Below are 15,299 nucleotides of genomic sequence, written 5' to 3'. Positions count from 1 at the left end.
GTCATGCCGAAACCCACTGATGATCGGCTATGCTTCGCCCAGAAGGGAAACGAAAGTGGTTCAGCACACCATGGATATCAAGTTCACCAACCGCCTGTCTTACAAGCAAGCCAGGCTCACTGTGCTGGTCGGTTTCATTCTGGGAACCCTGCTCAGCCTGGTGCAAATAGGCATCGATTATGCCAGCGAAGACGCCTCCATCAACCGGGAAATAATGTCGTTGCTGGAAATCAGCCATAACCCGGCTTCGCGGATCGCCTACAACATCGATGCCGAGTTGGCCCAGGAACTGACCCTCGGCTTGCTGCGCTCACCCGCCGTCATCAGCGCGCAACTGAGCGATAACAACAATACGATCCTCGCCAGCGTAAAACGCCCGGACCTGCAAAACGGCGGCTATCGGGTGATCAGCGACTTTCTGTTTGGCGCCAATCGACAGTTCAAGGATCGCCTGTTCCTCAACCACCTGCCCGATGAGTCCCTCGGCACCTTGCAACTGGATGTCGATACCTACACGTTTGGCAGCCGCTTTCTGCGCCGCGCCGAAATCACTCTGATCAACGGCTTTGCCCGCAGCCTGATACTGACCGGGATCCTGCTGGCGCTGTTCTATGTGATGCTCACCAAACCGCTGGTGCGGGTGATTCGCGAACTGAGCGCGCGTGACCCGCGCAGTTCAGAACAGCCACCGCTGGAATGTCCAGTAGCGCACGAAAACGATGAGATCGGCGTCCTGGTCACGGTGGCCAACCAACAATTCGAAAACATGACCACTGAAATCCAGCAACGCCGCAACGCCGAAAACCGCCTGACTGATTACCTCGGGCAACTGGAAAACATCGTCTCGGCGCGTACCGGTGAACTGAAAGCGATCAATAGTCGATTGACGGTGTCGAACGAAGAGTTGGAAGTTGCGCGCCAGACAGCTCTGGACATGGCCCAGGCACGTTCGGTGTTTCTGGCCAACATGAGCCATGAAATTCGTACGCCGCTCAATGGCTTGCTGGGTATGATCGCCCTCTCGCTGGACAGCCCGTTGAATGCCGAACAACGCCAGCAACTGTCGATTGCCCACGACTCCGGCAAAGTACTCGTGGAACTGCTCAACGACATTCTCGACCTGTCTAAGTTCGACGCTGGTCAGCTTGAGCTGGAGCGCATTCCATTCGACCTCGGCTCACTGATCGAAGACACCGCCAACCTGCTGTCACAGAACGCCGCGCCCAGCGTCGAACTGACGTGCCTGATTGATCCGCAATTCCCGGCTCTGGTACTTGGCGACCCGATGCGAGTTCGGCAGATTGTCAGCAACCTGCTCTCCAACGCCCTTAAATTTACCCGTTTTGGACGGGTGGACGTGCGCCTGAGCACCCACGAAGACGGTGTCAGAATCGAAGTGTGCGACACCGGTATCGGCATCGCGCAGGACGACCAGGTGAAAATCTTCCAACCGTTCACCCAAGCGGGTGCCGGTATTACCCGCCAGTTTGGTGGCACCGGATTGGGTCTGGCGTTGACCTTCAATCTCTGCGAAGCCATGCAGGGCCGTCTCAGCCTCAGTTCAGAGCCTGGTTTCGGCAGCCAGTTCTGCGCCGATCTGCCATTGCCCGGACACACGCCGGCAATCGTCCCCGCGTCCCTGCCAGGCAAGGTCCTGGCAATCACCGCTGCCAGCAGTGGTCTGGCCGAACTGTTAGGTAATCTGCTGCCAGGCTGGGGCATGGAGTATCAACAACGCACCGTCGACGACTCCTTGATCGGGTTGTCGCCCGATGTGCTGATCACCGACTGCCCCGAATGTCTGTTCGGTTTGCGTCCAGGCATGACCGCACCCATTCTGTTGGTGACCGCCTATGGCAGTTTCATGCCCAGTGAAGAGGCTGCAACCCTTGCCCCCCTGCAACAGCAGGCGCGACCACTGGCCCGCAACGCGCTCTACCAGACGCTGCGACGCACCTTGCAGGCCGAGGTGGCCGTCGTCGCCGATGCCCAACAACCAAGTCTCGTACTCCAGCAGCGAGCGCGAATCCTTCTGGTGGAAGACAACCCGGTCAATCAGTTGGTGGCCAAAGGCATGCTCAGCAAGCTGGGCTGTAACGTGAAAGTCGCCGCCCACGGCGCCGAAGCGCTCGATCAGCTGGAACATGGCCAGTTTGACCTGATGCTGATGGACTGCAACATGCCGGTCATGGACGGCTACGAGGCCAGCCGGCAGATCCGTCGCAGCGGGCGCTGGCCGGATCTGCCGATCGTTGCCCTGACCGCCAACGCCATGCCCGAGGAGCGCGAACGCTGCCGCGCGGCGGGCATGAGCGATTATCTGGCGAAACCGTTCCGTCGCGAGGAACTGGTCGCCCTGCTTGAGCAGTGGGTGCCGGCTACGATAGCGCCTTGATCTGTCCCAGCAGTTGATCAAGGCTGCCGCGCAATTCGCTCAAGCGCTCAAGATCGACACCGCTGTCGCACAACAGGCGTGCCTTGAGCGGTCCGACCTGTTCGCGCAGGGCAAGCCCGGCGGGTGCCAGGCTCAAGTGCACTTCTCGCTCATCGCGCGCCGAGCGTTGACGCTGGACCAGGTGTAACTGCTCAAGACGCTTGAGCAACGGCGTGAGCGTCCCGGAATCCAGCGACAACCGCTCGCCAAGGGCTTTGACCGTTGGCTGCTCGGGCGCACTCTGCTGCCACTCCCATAGCACCAGCATCACCAGATATTGCGGATAAGTCAGGCCCAACTGATCGAGCATCGGCTTATAACCGCGGATCACCGCTCGGGACGCAGCGTACAGCTTGAAGCAGAGCTGGCTGTCGAGCAGCAGCGAATCGGCTGACAAATCGTTCATTTGAGCAGGGCTTCAATCTCACGGGTCAGGTCCTTCGGCTTGGTCGCCGGTGCGAAACGCTTGACCAGCTTGCCATCCTGACCGATCAGGAACTTGGTGAAATTCCACTTGATGCCCTGGGAGCCCAGTACACCCGGCGCACGCTTTTTCAGCTGAACAAACAGCGGGTGGGCGTCACTGCCATTGACGTCGATCTTTTTGAACAGTGGAAAACTCACACCGAAGTTCAGTTCGCAGAACTCGGAGATCGCCCCTTCGTTGCCCGGCTCCTGTTTACCAAACTGGTTGCAGGGGAAACCGAGCACCACCAGGCCTCGATCCTTGTAGGTCCGCCACAGTTCTTCGAGCCCTTTGTACTGCGGGGTGAAACCGCATTTACTGGCGGTGTTGACCACCAAAACCGCTTTGCCGGCGTAATCGGCCAGGGTCTTTTGCTCACCTTTGATGGTGGTGCAGGGAATACTCAGCAGGTTCTCGGTCATCGCGCATGCTCCGGTGGAAGATGAGGAAAGCTTAAAATAGCGAGCAATTAGATTGTGTGCAATTTAATAAATCAAACACCAACCAACCGTAGGAGCTGCCGCAGGCTGCGATCTTTGTATTCGAACCAATTGAGTCCAAAGCGAAAGATCAAAAGATCGCAGCCTGCGGCAGCTCCTACATGGCTCGCATCACGAGCGCGGCACCAGGTCCAGGCACACCGAATTGATGCAATACCGCAGGCCGGTCGGCGGCGGGCCATCCGGGAATACATGCCCCAAGTGTGCGTCGCACTTGGCGCAGACCACCTCGGTACGAATCATGCCGTGGCTGATATCGCGAATCTCGATCATGGCGCTCTCGCCGATCGGCTCATAGAAGCTCGGCCAGCCACAGCCTGAATCGAACTTGGCTTTTGAATCGAACAGCGGTTCGTTGCAGCAGATGCAGTGATAGACACCCTCGGTTTTAGTGCCGTTGTACTGGCCCGAGAACGGCCGCTCGGTGCCCTTCAGACGACAAACGTTGTACTGCTCCGGGTCGAGCATCGCGCGCCATTCTTCCAGGGTTTTTTCCAACTTTTCCATCGTCATACCTCTGCATCGGAAAAAGCCTGATCTGTACCTTTTCCACGGATCAGGCGGCACGTATGATTGCGCCTCGTTAAATGCCAGTCTGGCAGCCGCGTTACACGCATTCAAACGGATTTTGGTGCGCTAACCCCAAGGCGCCGGGCCAGTGTGAAAACACAGGATTCCCAGTACGGTAGTTCATACAGCGTCTGGATCGTTCATTTTCGGGAACACATCGCCATGCAGGTCAGCAAATCGAACAAGCTCGCCAACGTCTGCTACGACATTCGCGGCCCAGTGCTCAAGCACGCCAAACGCCTGGAAGAGGAAGGCCATCGCATCCTCAAGCTGAACATTGGCAACCCGGCGCCTTTTGGTTTCGAAGCGCCCGATGAAATCCTCCAGGACGTGATCCGCAACCTGCCGACCGCCCAAGGCTACAGCGACTCCAAAGGCCTGTTCAGTGCGCGCAAGGCCGTCATGCAGTATTACCAGCAAAAACAGGTAGAAGGTGTCGGCATCGAAGACATCTACCTGGGCAACGGCGTTTCCGAGCTGATCGTGATGTCGATGCAGGCTCTGCTCAACAACGGCGACGAAGTGCTGGTTCCGGCCCCCGACTATCCGCTGTGGACCGCAGCGGTCAGCCTGGCTGGCGGTAATCCGGTGCACTACCTGTGCGACGAGCAAGCCAACTGGTGGCCAGACCTGGCCGACATCAAGGCCAAGATCACCCCGAACACCAAGGCGTTGGTCATCATCAACCCGAACAACCCTACCGGTGCGGTGTATTCCAAAGAAGTCCTGCTGGGCATGCTGGAACTGGCTCGCCAGCACAACCTGGTGGTGTTCTCCGACGAGATCTACGACAAGATTCTGTACGACGATGCCGTGCACATCTGCACCGCATCCCTGGCGCCGGACCTGCTGTGTCTGACCTTCAACGGTCTGTCCAAGTCCTATCGGGTTGCCGGTTTCCGCTCCGGCTGGATCGCCATTTCCGGCCCCAAGCATCATGCCCAAAGCTACATCGAAGGCATCGACATGCTGGCCAACATGCGCCTGTGCGCCAACGTGCCAAGCCAGCATGCGATCCAGACCGCACTGGGCGGTTATCAGAGCATCAATGATCTGGTACTGCCGCAAGGGCGCCTGCTTGAACAGCGCAACCGTACCTGGGAACTGCTCAACGACATCCCGGGCGTCAGCTGTGTCAAACCGATGGGCGCGCTCTACGCCTTCCCGCGGATCGACCCTAAAGTCTGCCCGATCCACAACGATGAAAAGTTCGTTCTCGACCTGCTGCTCTCGGAAAAACTGCTGGTGGTCCAGGGCACAGCCTTCAACTGGCCGTGGCCGGACCACTTCCGCGTCGTGACTCTGCCACGGGTGGACGACCTGGACATGGCTATCGGTCGGATCGGCAACTTCCTCAAGTCCTATCGCCAGTAAGCGCTATGACGCCAAGGGCCTCTAAAAGGCCCTCGGCGATTAATTCAGCAACATATCTCCACTCTTCGACTGCGACAGCGCCTTGAGTGCTGGCGGATTTACGCAACTGCCGGTTACGCCTAATAGCGGCGGGACTTGTGAAAGCAAAATCCAGCCAACTATCTCTTCAGGTGACGTCAGAAATGTCCTGCAAGCGTCTAGAATCCAGCTGTAGGACACAGTTTGAAATAGTCACCCGGTTGAATAGCCCGGCGCGGCACCTTATATACCCCGCAGTACGCTACATATTTAGCACGAGGAGATTTCTACAACCATGATGCGCATCCTGCTGTTTTTGGCCACTAACCTGGCGGTCGTGCTGATTGCCAGCATCACCCTGAGCCTATTCGGCTTCAACGGGTTCATGGCGGCCAATGGGGTTGATCTCAACCTCAATCAGCTGCTGATTTTCTGTGCGGTCTTTGGTTTCGCCGGCTCGCTGTTCTCGCTGTTCATCTCCAAGTGGATGGCGAAAATGAGCACCAGCACCCAAATCATCAGCCAGCCGCGCACTCGCCATGAACAATGGCTGCTGCAAACCGTCGAGCAGCTGTCCCGCGAAGCCGGAATCAAGATGCCTGAAGTCGGGATTTTCCCGGCGTACGAGGCTAACGCCTTCGCCACCGGCTGGAACAAGAACGATGCGCTGGTCGCGGTCAGCCAAGGCTTGCTCGAGCGTTTTTCGCCCGATGAAGTGAAAGCCGTTCTGGCCCACGAAATTGGTCACGTGGCCAATGGCGACATGGTGACGCTGGCACTGATTCAGGGCGTGGTGAACACCTTCGTAATGTTCTTCGCGCGGATCATCGGTAATTTCGTCGACAAGGTGATCTTCAAAAACGAAGAAGGCCAAGGCATTGCCTACTATGTCGCGACCATCTTCGCCGAACTGGTACTGGGCTTCCTGGCCAGTTCGATCGTCATGTGGTTCTCGCGTAAACGCGAATTCCGCGCAGACGAAGCTGGCGCCCGCCTGGCCGGCACCAGCGCCATGATCGGCGCCCTGCAGCGCTTGCGCTCGGAACAAGGCCTGCCGGTACACATGCCGGACACCCTGAATGCCTTCGGCATCAACGGTGGCATCAAGCAAGGGTTCGCTCGCATGTTCATGAGCCACCCGCCACTGGAAGAGCGTATCGACGCACTGCGTCGTCGCGGCTGACAGATCCTTCGGTAAAAAGGGGCGACTAGGTCGCTCCTTTTTATGCCTTGAAGATCAAAAGATCGCAGGCTTCGCCAGCTCCTACAGTGGAATGTTCTTCTGCAGGAGCTGGCGAAGCCTGCGATCTTTTGCTGTTTAGCGAGCCATCAATCTATAAACCCGCTCTTCAAGCCGCGTAACGCCGGCCTGGAGGAACTTCCAGCTCTCCCCCAGAATGTCCCGCACCTCACAGAAATCAAGCTGCCAGCGCCCCGCCAGCAACGCCTGCACATCGTCATCCCTCACAGAAAACGGTGGTCCAGCCATCTGCGCCTGATCGTAGTCCATCGTAATCAACAAGCCCTCACAGGCTGACGGCAAAATCCGGCTCAAGTGCGCTGCGTATTGCTCGCGCATGGGCGGCGGCAAGGCAATCAGCGCCGCCCGATCATAGACGGCCGCACAATCGGCCACATCGTCTGCGGTCAGGCCGAAAAAATCTCCGCACCACAACGCGAGGGACCCCGCCCGGTAAACCTTGAATGCACCTCGTTCGGTGATCTGCGGCGTCAGTTCCTGCTCACGGAAAAATTCCTCCACGGCCTTTTCCGATAACTCGACGCCCAACACCGGGTGTCCCTGCCCTGCCAGCCAGACGAGATCAAGACTTTTCCCACAGAGCGGCACCAGTACCTGCGAGCCCTCCGTCAGATTCAATTGCGGCCAGTATTGCTGCAAATAAGGATTAACCTCTGACTGATGGAAACCGATCTGATTGAGCTCCCAACGCTTTTGCCAAAACTCCGGCTGCATAAATCCCCCTGATAATTCGATCTATATGCCCTAAAACTTATATTAGATTTAGATCAATGATCTGACTGAAGATGTTCCCATCTTAACGCTCAGGACCTTACTCATGTTCCCCAGCCTGTTTATCTCTCACGGCTCACCCATGCTTGCACTGGAGCCTGGCGCCAGTGGCCCGGCGCTGGCCCACCTGGCCAGCGAGCTGCCGAAGCCCAAGGCCATCGTGATCGTTTCCGCACACTGGGAAAGCCAGGACCTGCACGTCGGCAGCGCTGAACAACCGGAAACCTGGCACGACTTCGGCGGATTCCCCGCCGCACTGTTCGCGGTGCAATACCCCGCACCCGGCCAGCCGGAACTCGCGGCGCAGGTCGCCGGATTACTCAAGGCGGATGGCTTGCCAGCACAGCTCGATAGCCAGCGCCCGTTCGATCATGGTGTTTGGGTGCCGCTGTCTCTGATGTATCCCCGGGCCGACATTCCCGTGGTGCAAGTGTCACTGCCAAGTCGCCTCGGTCCTGCCCTGCAAACCCGCGTCGGTCATGCCTTGTCCAGCCTGCGCGAGCAAGGCGTGCTGCTGATTGGTTCCGGCAGCATTACCCACAACCTGCGCGAACTGGACTGGCATGCCGGCCCGGAAAGCGTCGAACCCTGGGCCAAAGCCTTTCGTGACTGGATCATTGAAAAGCTCGCCGCAAACGACGAAGCCGCCCTGCACGATTATCGCCGGCAAGCCCCGAATGCCGTGCGCAGTCATCCCAGCGACGAACACTTGCTGCCGCTGTACTTCGCTCGCGGTGCTGGCGGTGAGTTCAGCATCGTCCATCAAGGCTTCACCATGGGTGCGCTGGGTATGGACATCTATCGTTTCGGATAACGCCAAGATCAAAAGATCGCAGCCTGCGGCAGCTCCTACATGAGAACGCATTCCTCTGTAGGAGCTGCCGCAGGCTGCGATCTTTTTTCACAGGCAAAAAAATCCCCGAACCAGTCGGGGATTTTTTATGTGCGATCAATCAGCCCGAGAGCGGATCAATCTTCGCGATAGCGACGCAGTTTCAGCTGCTTACCGGCAACACGAGTGTCCTTCAGTTTGGTCAGCAGACGCTCCAGACCATCTTCCGGCAACTCGACCAGGCTGAAGCTGTCACGCACCTGGATACGACCGATTGCTTCGCGAGCCAGACCACCTTCGTTGAGAATGGCGCCCAGCAGGTTTTTGGCAGCGATACCATCACGCGCACCCAGTGCGGTACGGCAACGAGCACGGCCTTCGGCCAGTGGGATCGGAGCGCGACGCTCGCGGTCACCACGGTCCGGACGATCACCGGTACGCTCTGGACGATCGCCACGCGGTGCGTTGTTCGGCACCAGTGGACGTTCTTTCTCGATGGCAGCCAGAGTCAGTGCTTGAGCGTTAGTAGCCTTGCGCAGCAGAGCAGCGGCCAGTGCACGCGGGGTGCAACCGATGTCGGCAGTCAGACGATCCAGCAGATCACCGTGAGTCGATTCGGCATCGGCCACCAGCGGCGACAGGCTGTTGGTCAGCTTCTTGATGCGCGCATCGAGAACGGCTTGAGCGTCCGGCAGGCGAACTTCAGCAACCTTCTGACCGGTTACACGCTCGATCACTTGCAGCATGCGGCGCTCACGTGGAGTCACCAGCAGCAGTGCACGACCTTCGCGACCGGCACGGCCAGTACGGCCGATACGGTGAACGTAGGATTCCGGGTCGTACGGCATATCAACGTTGAAAACGTGAGTGATACGCGGAACGTCCAGACCACGCGCAGCAACGTCGGTCGCCACAACGATGTCCAGACGACCATCCTTGAGGGATTCGATCACGCGCTCACGTTGGTTCTGAGCAATGTCACCGTTCAGCGCAGCGGCTTTGTAGCCTTTGGCTTCCAGGGCACTGGCCAGGTCCAGGGTGGCTTGTTTGGTACGCACGAACATGATCAGCGCGTCGAAATCTTCCACTTCCAGCAGGCTCAATACAGCCGAGGTCTTCTGGTCAGCGTGAACCAACAGGTGAGCCTGTTCGATCGCGGTAACGGTCTGAGTCTTGGTCTGGATCTTCACATGCTGCGGATCGCGCAGATGGCGCTCGGCAATGGCACGGATCGACTGCGGCAGGGTGGCCGAGAACAATACGGTCTGACGGGTTGCTGGCAAGGCCTTGAAGATAACTTCCAGGTCATCCATGAAACCCAGCTTGAGCATTTCGTCGGCTTCGTCGAGAACCAGGTGGTTCACGGTCGCCAGAACTTTTTCGTCACGACGCAGGTGGTCGCACAGACGGCCCGGAGTGGCGACAACGATCTGTGCGCCATTACGGATTGCTTTCAGTTGCGGGCCCATCGGCGCGCCGCCGTAAACGGCCACAACAGTAACGCCCGGCATTTGCTTGGCGTAGGTTTCGAAAGCGGTTGCTACTTGCAGCGCCAACTCACGGGTTGGCGCCAGGATCAGGGCTTGCGGTTCGCGCTTAGCAGGATCGATGCGATGCAGGATCGGCAGGGCGAACGCAGCGGTTTTACCCGTACCGGTTTGCGCCTGACCAATCATGTCGTGACCGGCCATAATGATCGGGATCGATTGCTGCTGAATAGCCGAAGGCTCTTCGTAGCCAGTCGCAATGACGGCTGCAAGAATATTCGGATTAAGATTAAAAGCGGCGAAGCCGCCGGTTTCCTGGGTCATGGGTCTGCCTCAAAGTGCATCCGCAAAGACCCATGCTCCAAAGCTGCGCATGCCGTGTAAGACTCAAGAGTCGCCCTGGCTGCTTTGTCGGCGGGGATTTGCGAAAACGAATGAATGAAAAAGATTCGTCAAGGAAGAGTCCGCTGTGCGGACGTGCAGCCGAAGCTGACTTCGGGGAATTGCGCTACCTGAACGCGGCCTGGCTAAAGACCGGCGCGCACTATACCGGAATTCGCCAAAAAAGGGAGCTTTATTTATCGGAAAAAGCCTGTAGACGCAGGAGTGTCACAGGCTTTGCGGATAATCGCGTGGCGGTCTATTTTTCAAAGGCCCGGCCCCGTTGGTCATGACACTGAAACGGTTCATCTTTCAGGCCATGACCTTTGGTCTGAGCCCCCCCTTCCCCGTCCGAGGAAATGCCCCATGAATCAGCCTGATTGCAGTCGTGTCACCCGAGAACGGCGCGGTCATGTCCTGTTGATCGGGCTGGACCGGGTGGCCAAGCGCAATGCGTTTGACCTCGATTTGCTCAACGCGCTGAGCCTGGCCTATGGCGAGTTCGAGGCCGACAGCGAGGCCCGCGTCGCGGTGGTGTTCGGTCATGGCGAGCACTTTACCGCCGGGCTCGACCTGGCGAACGTCAGCGCTGCGTTGGCCGAAGGCTGGCAAGCTCCGGCCGACGGTTGCGATCCGTGGGGCGTGTTCGTTGGCCCCAGGGTCAGCAAACCGGTGATTGTTGCGGCTCAGGGCTATTGCCTGACCATCGGCATCGAGCTGATGCTGGCTGCCGATATCAATCTCTGCGCCAGCAACACCCGTTTTGCACAAATGGAAGTGCAGCGCGGCATCTTCCCCTTTGGCGGTGCAACCCTGCGCCTGCATCAGATAGCCGGTTGGGGCAATGCCATGCGCTGGCTGCTGACCGGCGATGAGTTCGATGCCCATGAAGCCTTGCGCCTGGGGTTGGTGCAAGAAGTGATGGCCAGCGAAGACCTGTTACCTCGTGCGATCGAGTTGGCAGAACGCATCGCCCGGCAGGCACCGCTGGGCGTTCAGGCGACCTTGCAGTCCGCACGCCAGGCTCACCTGGAGGGCGAAACAGCGGCGGCATTGGGTTTGCCACCGCTGGTCAAGAAGTTGCTCAACAGCGAAGACGCCAAGGAGGGTGTGCGATCAATGATCGAAAAGCGCCCCGGAATCTTCAAAGGGCACTGAGGAGCTGTAGGAGCTGCCGCAGGCTGCGATCTTTTGCTCCTTCAAGTGCGCTGAAGATCAAGGTCAAAAGATCGCAGCCTGCGGCAGCTCCTACGGGAGGTTCCTTCCACCGAACTTGCGCGACCTTCAGGTGGCGGGGCGAATCGCCTTGATCAGCGACTGCAACGAGTAACCCAACCGAGGCGCCAGTGCTTCAGCTCGGGCGGTCAACCCTTGCATGTCCAGTTCCTGGTCAAGGTCGGATGGCACGATCAGGATCACATTTCCCTCCTTCACCGGCAGTTCCCAATAATGTCGGTGATAGAGCCCGCGCAGTAATGCCGCGCCCAGCGGCTTGCCGTCATCGGTCGCCCATTGATTGATCACCAGCCAGCCGCCTGGATTCAGGCGTTTCTGACAGTTTTCCAGAAACCCCCAGGCCAAATGACCGACACCCGGACCGACATCGGTATAAAGGTCGACGAAAATCAGATCCGCCGACTCCGCCGTCTCGAGCAACTCGAGGGCGTCGCCGATGCGAATATACAGACGAGGATCGTCGTCCAGCCCCAGGTACTCGATGGCCAGGCGTGGTACGTCCGGGCGCAACTCGATCGCTTCGACGTCTTCCAGCGGCAGGAACTTCAGGCACGCCTGAGTCAGGGTGCCCGCACCCAGACCAAGAAACAGCGCGCTTTCCGGTTGTTCATGGCACAGCGCGCCAATCAGCATCGCGCGGGTGTAGTCGTACTCGAGCCAGCTCGGGTCGGCGGTGAACACGCAGCTCTGCTCGATGGCGTCGCCAAATTCGAGAAAACGATAATCCGCCACTTCCAGCACCCGGATCATGCCGAATTCATCGTGCACCTCGGCGAGCAGATGCTCGACGCGCTCCTCAGTCATTTCGTCTCCTGGTCGTTGTGGGCTGATCCCCGGCAACGCAATCATTCGTTCCGCTTGGCGCGGCAAAGACGCGATTGTCCGCCAAGCTTCGGGAACAGGTCACGCACTAATTGCTGATAACATGAAGGTCCGATCGTAAAACACTAGAGTCCATGATGAGCCAACCCTGGAGCCCTGACAGCTGGCGCGCCCTGCCGATCCAGCAACAACCCCACTACCCTGATGCTGCGCATTTGCGACAGGTCGAGCAAAGCCTGGCCAGTTATCCGCCATTGGTGTTTGCCGGTGAGGCCCGGGAGTTGCGCCGTCAGTTTGCCGAGGTGACTCAGGGCCGGGCGTTTCTGCTGCAAGGCGGCGATTGCGCGGAAAGCTTCGCCGAGTTCTCGGCGGCGAAAATCCGCGACACCTTCAAAGTCCTGTTGCAAATGGCGATCGTCATGACCTTCGCCGCCGGCTGCCCGGTGGTAAAGGTCGGGCGTATGGCCGGGCAATTTGCCAAGCCGCGTTCGGCCAATGACGAAACCATCAACGGCGTGACGCTGCCGGCCTACCGAGGCGACATCGTCAACGGTATCGGCTTCGACGAAAAAAGCCGCGTGCCGGACCCGGATCGCCTGTTGCAGTCCTATCACCAGTCCACCGCGACCCTGAACCTGCTGCGGGCCTTTGCCCAGGGTGGGTTTGCCGACCTGCATCAAGTGCATAAATGGAACCTGGACTTCATCGCCAACTCGGCGCTGGCAGAAAAGTACAGCCACCTGGCCGACCGCATTGATGAAACCCTGGCGTTCATGCGCGCCTGCGGCATGGACAGCTCGCCGCAACTGCGCGAAACCAGTTTCTTCACCGCCCACGAGGCGCTGCTGTTGAACTACGAAGAGGCCTTCGTACGCCGCGACAGCCTGACCAACGATTACTACGATTGCTCGGCGCACATGCTATGGATCGGCGATCGCACGCGTCAACTCGACGGCGCTCATGTCGAGTTCCTGCGCGGGGTGAACAACCCGATCGGGGTCAAGGTCGGCCCGACCATGAACACCGAAGAACTGATTCGCCTGATCGATGCGCTGAACCCGGACAACGATCCAGGCCGCCTGAACCTGATCGCGCGCATGGGCGCAAACAAGGTTGGCGACCATCTGCCACAACTGATTCGTGCGGTCGAACGCGAAGGCAAGAAGGTGCTCTGGAGTTCCGACCCGATGCACGGCAACACCATCAAGGCCAGCAGCGGCTACAAGACCCGGGATTTTGCGCAGATCCTCGGCGAGGTGAAGCAGTTCTTCCAGGTCCACGAAGCTGAAGGCACGTATGCCGGTGGCATTCACATCGAGATGACCGGGCAGAACGTCACCGAATGCATCGGCGGCGCACGGCCGATTACCGAAGATGGTTTGTCGGACCGTTACCACACCCATTGCGACCCGAGGATGAATGCCGATCAGTCGCTGGAACTGGCGTTCTTGATTGCTGAGACCCTGAAGCAGGTTCGCCGCTGAGTGTAGGAGCTGCCGCAGGCTGCGATCTTTTGATCTTTATCTTGTTTTGATTCAAGACCGCCAAAAGATCGCAGCCTGCGGCAGCGCCTACAAGAGAGACGGTTTATCCGCGAAAAGACCCGCTCAATCACCCTCAATCTGCGCAAACGCCACCCGCAACCGCGCCGCACTCGCCCGCGGGCAACTCAACTGAATCTCGGCCAACCCCAACCAATCCGCCATCTGCCGCAGACTCGCCGCCAACGCCTGCATCCCCTCCTCATCCAACCCTTGTTCTTCTTCATGCACCGCATGTACCGCCAACCGACCCAACGCCCGCTCCGCTCGAAGATCAACCCGCGCGGCAATCCGTTCGTTGTGCAAAAACGGCAACACGTAATAGCCGTAAACCCGTTTGCCTGGCGGCGTATAAATTTCCAGCCGATATCGAAAATCGAACAGCCGCTCGGTTCGACTGCGCTCCCAGATCAACGAATCAAACGGTGAAAGCAACGCACTGGCCTCGACCTTACGCGGCAATTTTGGGTCCGGCAGGCAGTACGCCGGCTGCTTCCAGCCCTGCACTTCACACACCAGCAACTCGCCATTTTCAACCAGCTCGACCAGACCGTTGCGGCACTCAGTCAGACTCAAGCGAAAATAGTCGCGCAGATCCTTTTCCGTGCCGACACCCAGCGCATTGGCGGCATGCAGCAGCAAACCGCGTTGCGCCTCGGTTTCGCCGAGCAACGGTTGCTTGAGCAGCGATTCGGGGATCACCCGTTCCGGCAAGTCGTAAAGACGCTCAAAACCTCGACGCCCCGCTACCGTCACTTCGCCGGCAGCAAACAACCATTCCAGCGCATGCTTTTCAGCACTCCAGTCCCACCAGGGACCAGCCCGTTCCTGACGCGTTGACAAACTGCCGGCGCCGAGCGCACCCAGCTCCTGGACCGAGGCCAGGACGCGGCGAATGGTCTCTTGCTGTTCGCGACCGAAACGCGCCAACTGCTGATAAATCCCCTCGCCTTGCGCCGCACGCTGCATGCGCCAACGCATCAAGGGATACATCGACAGCGGCAACAGCGACGCTTCATGCCCCCAATATTCGAACAACGTGCGCCGTCGGCCCTGGCTCCAGGCGGCTTGGTCGAGCAAGTCGGCAGAGTAGTTGCCAAGACGGGAGAACAGCGGAAGATAGTGCGAGCGCACCAGTGCGTTGACCGAATCGATTTGCAGAATGCCCAAGCGTTCGATCAGGCGGTTGAGCTGAGCGGGCTTGACCAGCGCTGGCGGCTGGCGCCCCGAGAAACCCTGGGCAGCCAGCGCCAGACGCCGAGCCTGTTTGAGAGATAAAGACAGTTCTGCGGGCATGTGCATCTCCTTGTCTGCTCGCAAACTACCTCAGTGTGAAGCCGGCTGTGTAGTTGTTCGGTACTCATTTGCGCATCGGGTCATCCCAGAATGGCCGGAAGACTTCATGTTCGACATCCGCTCGACTGATACCGATATCCTTGAGCGCTTCGTCACTCATGCTGGCCAGCCATGTGCGCTCACGGTGGAGCTCATGCCAGCGGACGATTTTTTCCAGCCAATGGCTCAAAGAAAACCCATGAAACTTTCCAACCAGCACATAACCTTTTTGACCTTTCATCATCTTGCCCTCCGTTGTTGATGACTGAAG

Annotated in this window: 14 protein-coding genes; 6 read left to right on the top strand and 8 right to left on the bottom strand. The window is 58.7% G+C overall.

Annotation, left to right across the window (positions count from 1 at the left end):
- The first annotated feature begins 70 nt into the window (after positions 1-70).
- Positions 71-2,395, top strand: a complete 2,325-nt coding sequence (locus BLL42_RS22635; protein ID WP_071555832.1) for a hybrid sensor histidine kinase/response regulator — start codon at positions 71-73, stop codon at positions 2,393-2,395.
- Here BLL42_RS22635 and BLL42_RS22630 read toward each other — a convergent pair.
- From BLL42_RS22630 to msrB, 3 genes are all read right to left on the bottom strand, one after another.
- Positions 2,379-2,840: a MarR family winged helix-turn-helix transcriptional regulator gene (locus BLL42_RS22630; protein WP_071554342.1), complete on the bottom strand. Its 462-nt coding sequence runs from the start codon at positions 2,838-2,840 to the stop codon at positions 2,379-2,381. The genes BLL42_RS22635 and BLL42_RS22630 overlap by 17 nt on opposite strands.
- Positions 2,837-3,322 carry a glutathione peroxidase gene (locus tag BLL42_RS22625; protein ID WP_071554340.1) on the bottom strand — a complete coding sequence of 162 codons (486 nt, stop codon included), beginning with the start codon at positions 3,320-3,322 and terminating at the stop codon, positions 2,837-2,839. The genes BLL42_RS22630 and BLL42_RS22625 overlap by 4 nt, the downstream gene beginning before the upstream one ends.
- A 189-nt stretch (positions 3,323-3,511) precedes the next feature.
- Positions 3,512-3,907: a peptide-methionine (R)-S-oxide reductase MsrB gene (gene msrB, locus BLL42_RS22620; protein WP_071555831.1), complete on the bottom strand. Its 396-nt coding sequence runs from the start codon at positions 3,905-3,907 to the stop codon at positions 3,512-3,514.
- 225 nt (positions 3,908-4,132) lie between these two features.
- On the opposite strand from msrB, the gene BLL42_RS22615 reads away from it, so the two are divergent.
- A complete protein-coding gene (locus BLL42_RS22615) occupies positions 4,133-5,344 on the top strand; it encodes a pyridoxal phosphate-dependent aminotransferase (protein WP_054596362.1) in 1,212 nt (403 codons plus the stop codon).
- Between the two features lie 313 nt (positions 5,345-5,657).
- The gene (gene htpX, locus BLL42_RS22610; protein WP_071554338.1) at positions 5,658-6,545 is read left to right on the top strand and encodes a protease HtpX; all 888 of its coding nucleotides are present in this window, start codon (positions 5,658-5,660) and stop codon (positions 6,543-6,545) included.
- 135 nt (positions 6,546-6,680) lie between these two features.
- Here htpX and BLL42_RS22605 read toward each other — a convergent pair whose 3' ends face one another.
- Positions 6,681-7,337, bottom strand: a complete 657-nt coding sequence (locus tag BLL42_RS22605; RefSeq protein WP_071554336.1) for a thiopurine S-methyltransferase — start codon at positions 7,335-7,337, stop codon at positions 6,681-6,683.
- Positions 7,338-7,440: 103 nt separating this feature from the next.
- On the opposite strand from BLL42_RS22605, the gene BLL42_RS22600 reads away from it, so the two are divergent.
- The gene (locus tag BLL42_RS22600; RefSeq protein ID WP_071554334.1) at positions 7,441-8,208 is read left to right on the top strand and encodes a DODA-type extradiol aromatic ring-opening family dioxygenase; all 768 of its coding nucleotides are present in this window, start codon (positions 7,441-7,443) and stop codon (positions 8,206-8,208) included.
- Between the two features lie 155 nt (positions 8,209-8,363).
- On the opposite strand, the gene BLL42_RS22595 is transcribed toward BLL42_RS22600, so the two are convergent.
- Complete coding sequence (locus tag BLL42_RS22595) at positions 8,364-10,037, bottom strand: DEAD/DEAH box helicase (RefSeq protein WP_054596358.1); 1,674 nt, start codon at positions 10,035-10,037, stop codon at positions 8,364-8,366.
- 423 nt (positions 10,038-10,460) lie between these two features.
- Here BLL42_RS22595 and BLL42_RS22590 point away from each other — a divergent pair, with 423 nt between their 5' ends.
- On the top strand, positions 10,461-11,252 hold the full coding sequence (locus BLL42_RS22590; protein ID WP_071554332.1) for a crotonase/enoyl-CoA hydratase family protein: 792 nt from the start codon (positions 10,461-10,463) through the stop codon (positions 11,250-11,252).
- Between the two features lie 126 nt (positions 11,253-11,378).
- On the opposite strand, the gene BLL42_RS22585 is transcribed toward BLL42_RS22590, so the two are convergent.
- Positions 11,379-12,134 (bottom strand): spermidine synthase, encoded by a 756-nt coding sequence (locus tag BLL42_RS22585; RefSeq protein WP_071554330.1) that lies wholly within the window; start codon positions 12,132-12,134, stop codon positions 11,379-11,381.
- A gap of 155 nt (positions 12,135-12,289) precedes the next feature.
- Between BLL42_RS22585 and BLL42_RS22580 the strand changes: the two genes are divergently transcribed.
- Positions 12,290-13,636: a class II 3-deoxy-7-phosphoheptulonate synthase gene (locus tag BLL42_RS22580; protein ID WP_071554328.1), complete on the top strand. Its 1,347-nt coding sequence runs from the start codon at positions 12,290-12,292 to the stop codon at positions 13,634-13,636.
- A 123-nt stretch (positions 13,637-13,759) separates the two neighbouring features.
- On the opposite strand, the gene BLL42_RS22575 is transcribed toward BLL42_RS22580, so the two are convergent.
- Together BLL42_RS22575 and BLL42_RS22570 are read right to left on the bottom strand one after the other, a co-directional pair.
- Entirely contained in the window at positions 13,760-14,989 is a 1,230-nt protein-coding gene (locus BLL42_RS22575) for a winged helix-turn-helix domain-containing protein (protein WP_071554326.1), read from the bottom strand.
- A gap of 64 nt (positions 14,990-15,053) precedes the next feature.
- Complete coding sequence (locus BLL42_RS22570) at positions 15,054-15,269, bottom strand: DUF1127 domain-containing protein (RefSeq protein WP_071555830.1); 216 nt, start codon at positions 15,267-15,269, stop codon at positions 15,054-15,056.
- Positions 15,270-15,299 lie beyond the last annotated feature (30 nt).

Source organism: Pseudomonas frederiksbergensis (assembly GCF_001874645.1).
Classification (GTDB): domain Bacteria; phylum Pseudomonadota; class Gammaproteobacteria; order Pseudomonadales; family Pseudomonadaceae; genus Aquipseudomonas; species Aquipseudomonas frederiksbergensis_B.
The sequence above is the reverse complement of the archived record's forward strand: the minus strand, read 5'-3'. Positions and strand labels throughout refer to the sequence as shown.

Excerpts from the sequence above, each read along its gene's own strand:
- BLL42_RS22590 (WP_071554332.1), top strand. The coding sequence starts at position 10,461 with ATGAATCAGCCTGATTGCAGTCGTGTCACCCGAGAACGGCGCGGTCAT.
- htpX (WP_071554338.1), top strand. The coding sequence starts at position 5,658 with ATGATGCGCATCCTGCTGTTTTTGGCCACTAACCTGGCGGTCGTGCTG.
- BLL42_RS22630 (WP_071554342.1), bottom strand. The coding sequence starts at position 2,840 with ATGAACGATTTGTCAGCCGATTCGCTGCTGCTCGACAGCCAGCTCTGC.
- BLL42_RS22585 (WP_071554330.1), bottom strand. The coding sequence starts at position 12,134 with ATGACTGAGGAGCGCGTCGAGCATCTGCTCGCCGAGGTGCACGATGAA.
- BLL42_RS22570 (WP_071555830.1), bottom strand. The coding sequence starts at position 15,269 with ATGAAAGGTCAAAAAGGTTATGTGCTGGTTGGAAAGTTTCATGGGTTT.
- BLL42_RS22625 (WP_071554340.1), bottom strand. The coding sequence starts at position 3,322 with ATGACCGAGAACCTGCTGAGTATTCCCTGCACCACCATCAAAGGTGAG.
- msrB (WP_071555831.1), bottom strand. The coding sequence starts at position 3,907 with ATGGAAAAGTTGGAAAAAACCCTGGAAGAATGGCGCGCGATGCTCGAC.
- BLL42_RS22605 (WP_071554336.1), bottom strand. The coding sequence starts at position 7,337 with ATGCAGCCGGAGTTTTGGCAAAAGCGTTGGGAGCTCAATCAGATCGGT.
- BLL42_RS22580 (WP_071554328.1), top strand. The coding sequence starts at position 12,290 with ATGAGCCAACCCTGGAGCCCTGACAGCTGGCGCGCCCTGCCGATCCAG.
- BLL42_RS22635 (WP_071555832.1), top strand. The coding sequence starts at position 71 with ATGGATATCAAGTTCACCAACCGCCTGTCTTACAAGCAAGCCAGGCTC.
- BLL42_RS22600 (WP_071554334.1), top strand. The coding sequence starts at position 7,441 with ATGTTCCCCAGCCTGTTTATCTCTCACGGCTCACCCATGCTTGCACTG.
- BLL42_RS22575 (WP_071554326.1), bottom strand. The coding sequence starts at position 14,989 with ATGCCCGCAGAACTGTCTTTATCTCTCAAACAGGCTCGGCGTCTGGCG.
- BLL42_RS22615 (WP_054596362.1), top strand. The coding sequence starts at position 4,133 with ATGCAGGTCAGCAAATCGAACAAGCTCGCCAACGTCTGCTACGACATT.
- BLL42_RS22595 (WP_054596358.1), bottom strand. The coding sequence starts at position 10,037 with ATGACCCAGGAAACCGGCGGCTTCGCCGCTTTTAATCTTAATCCGAAT.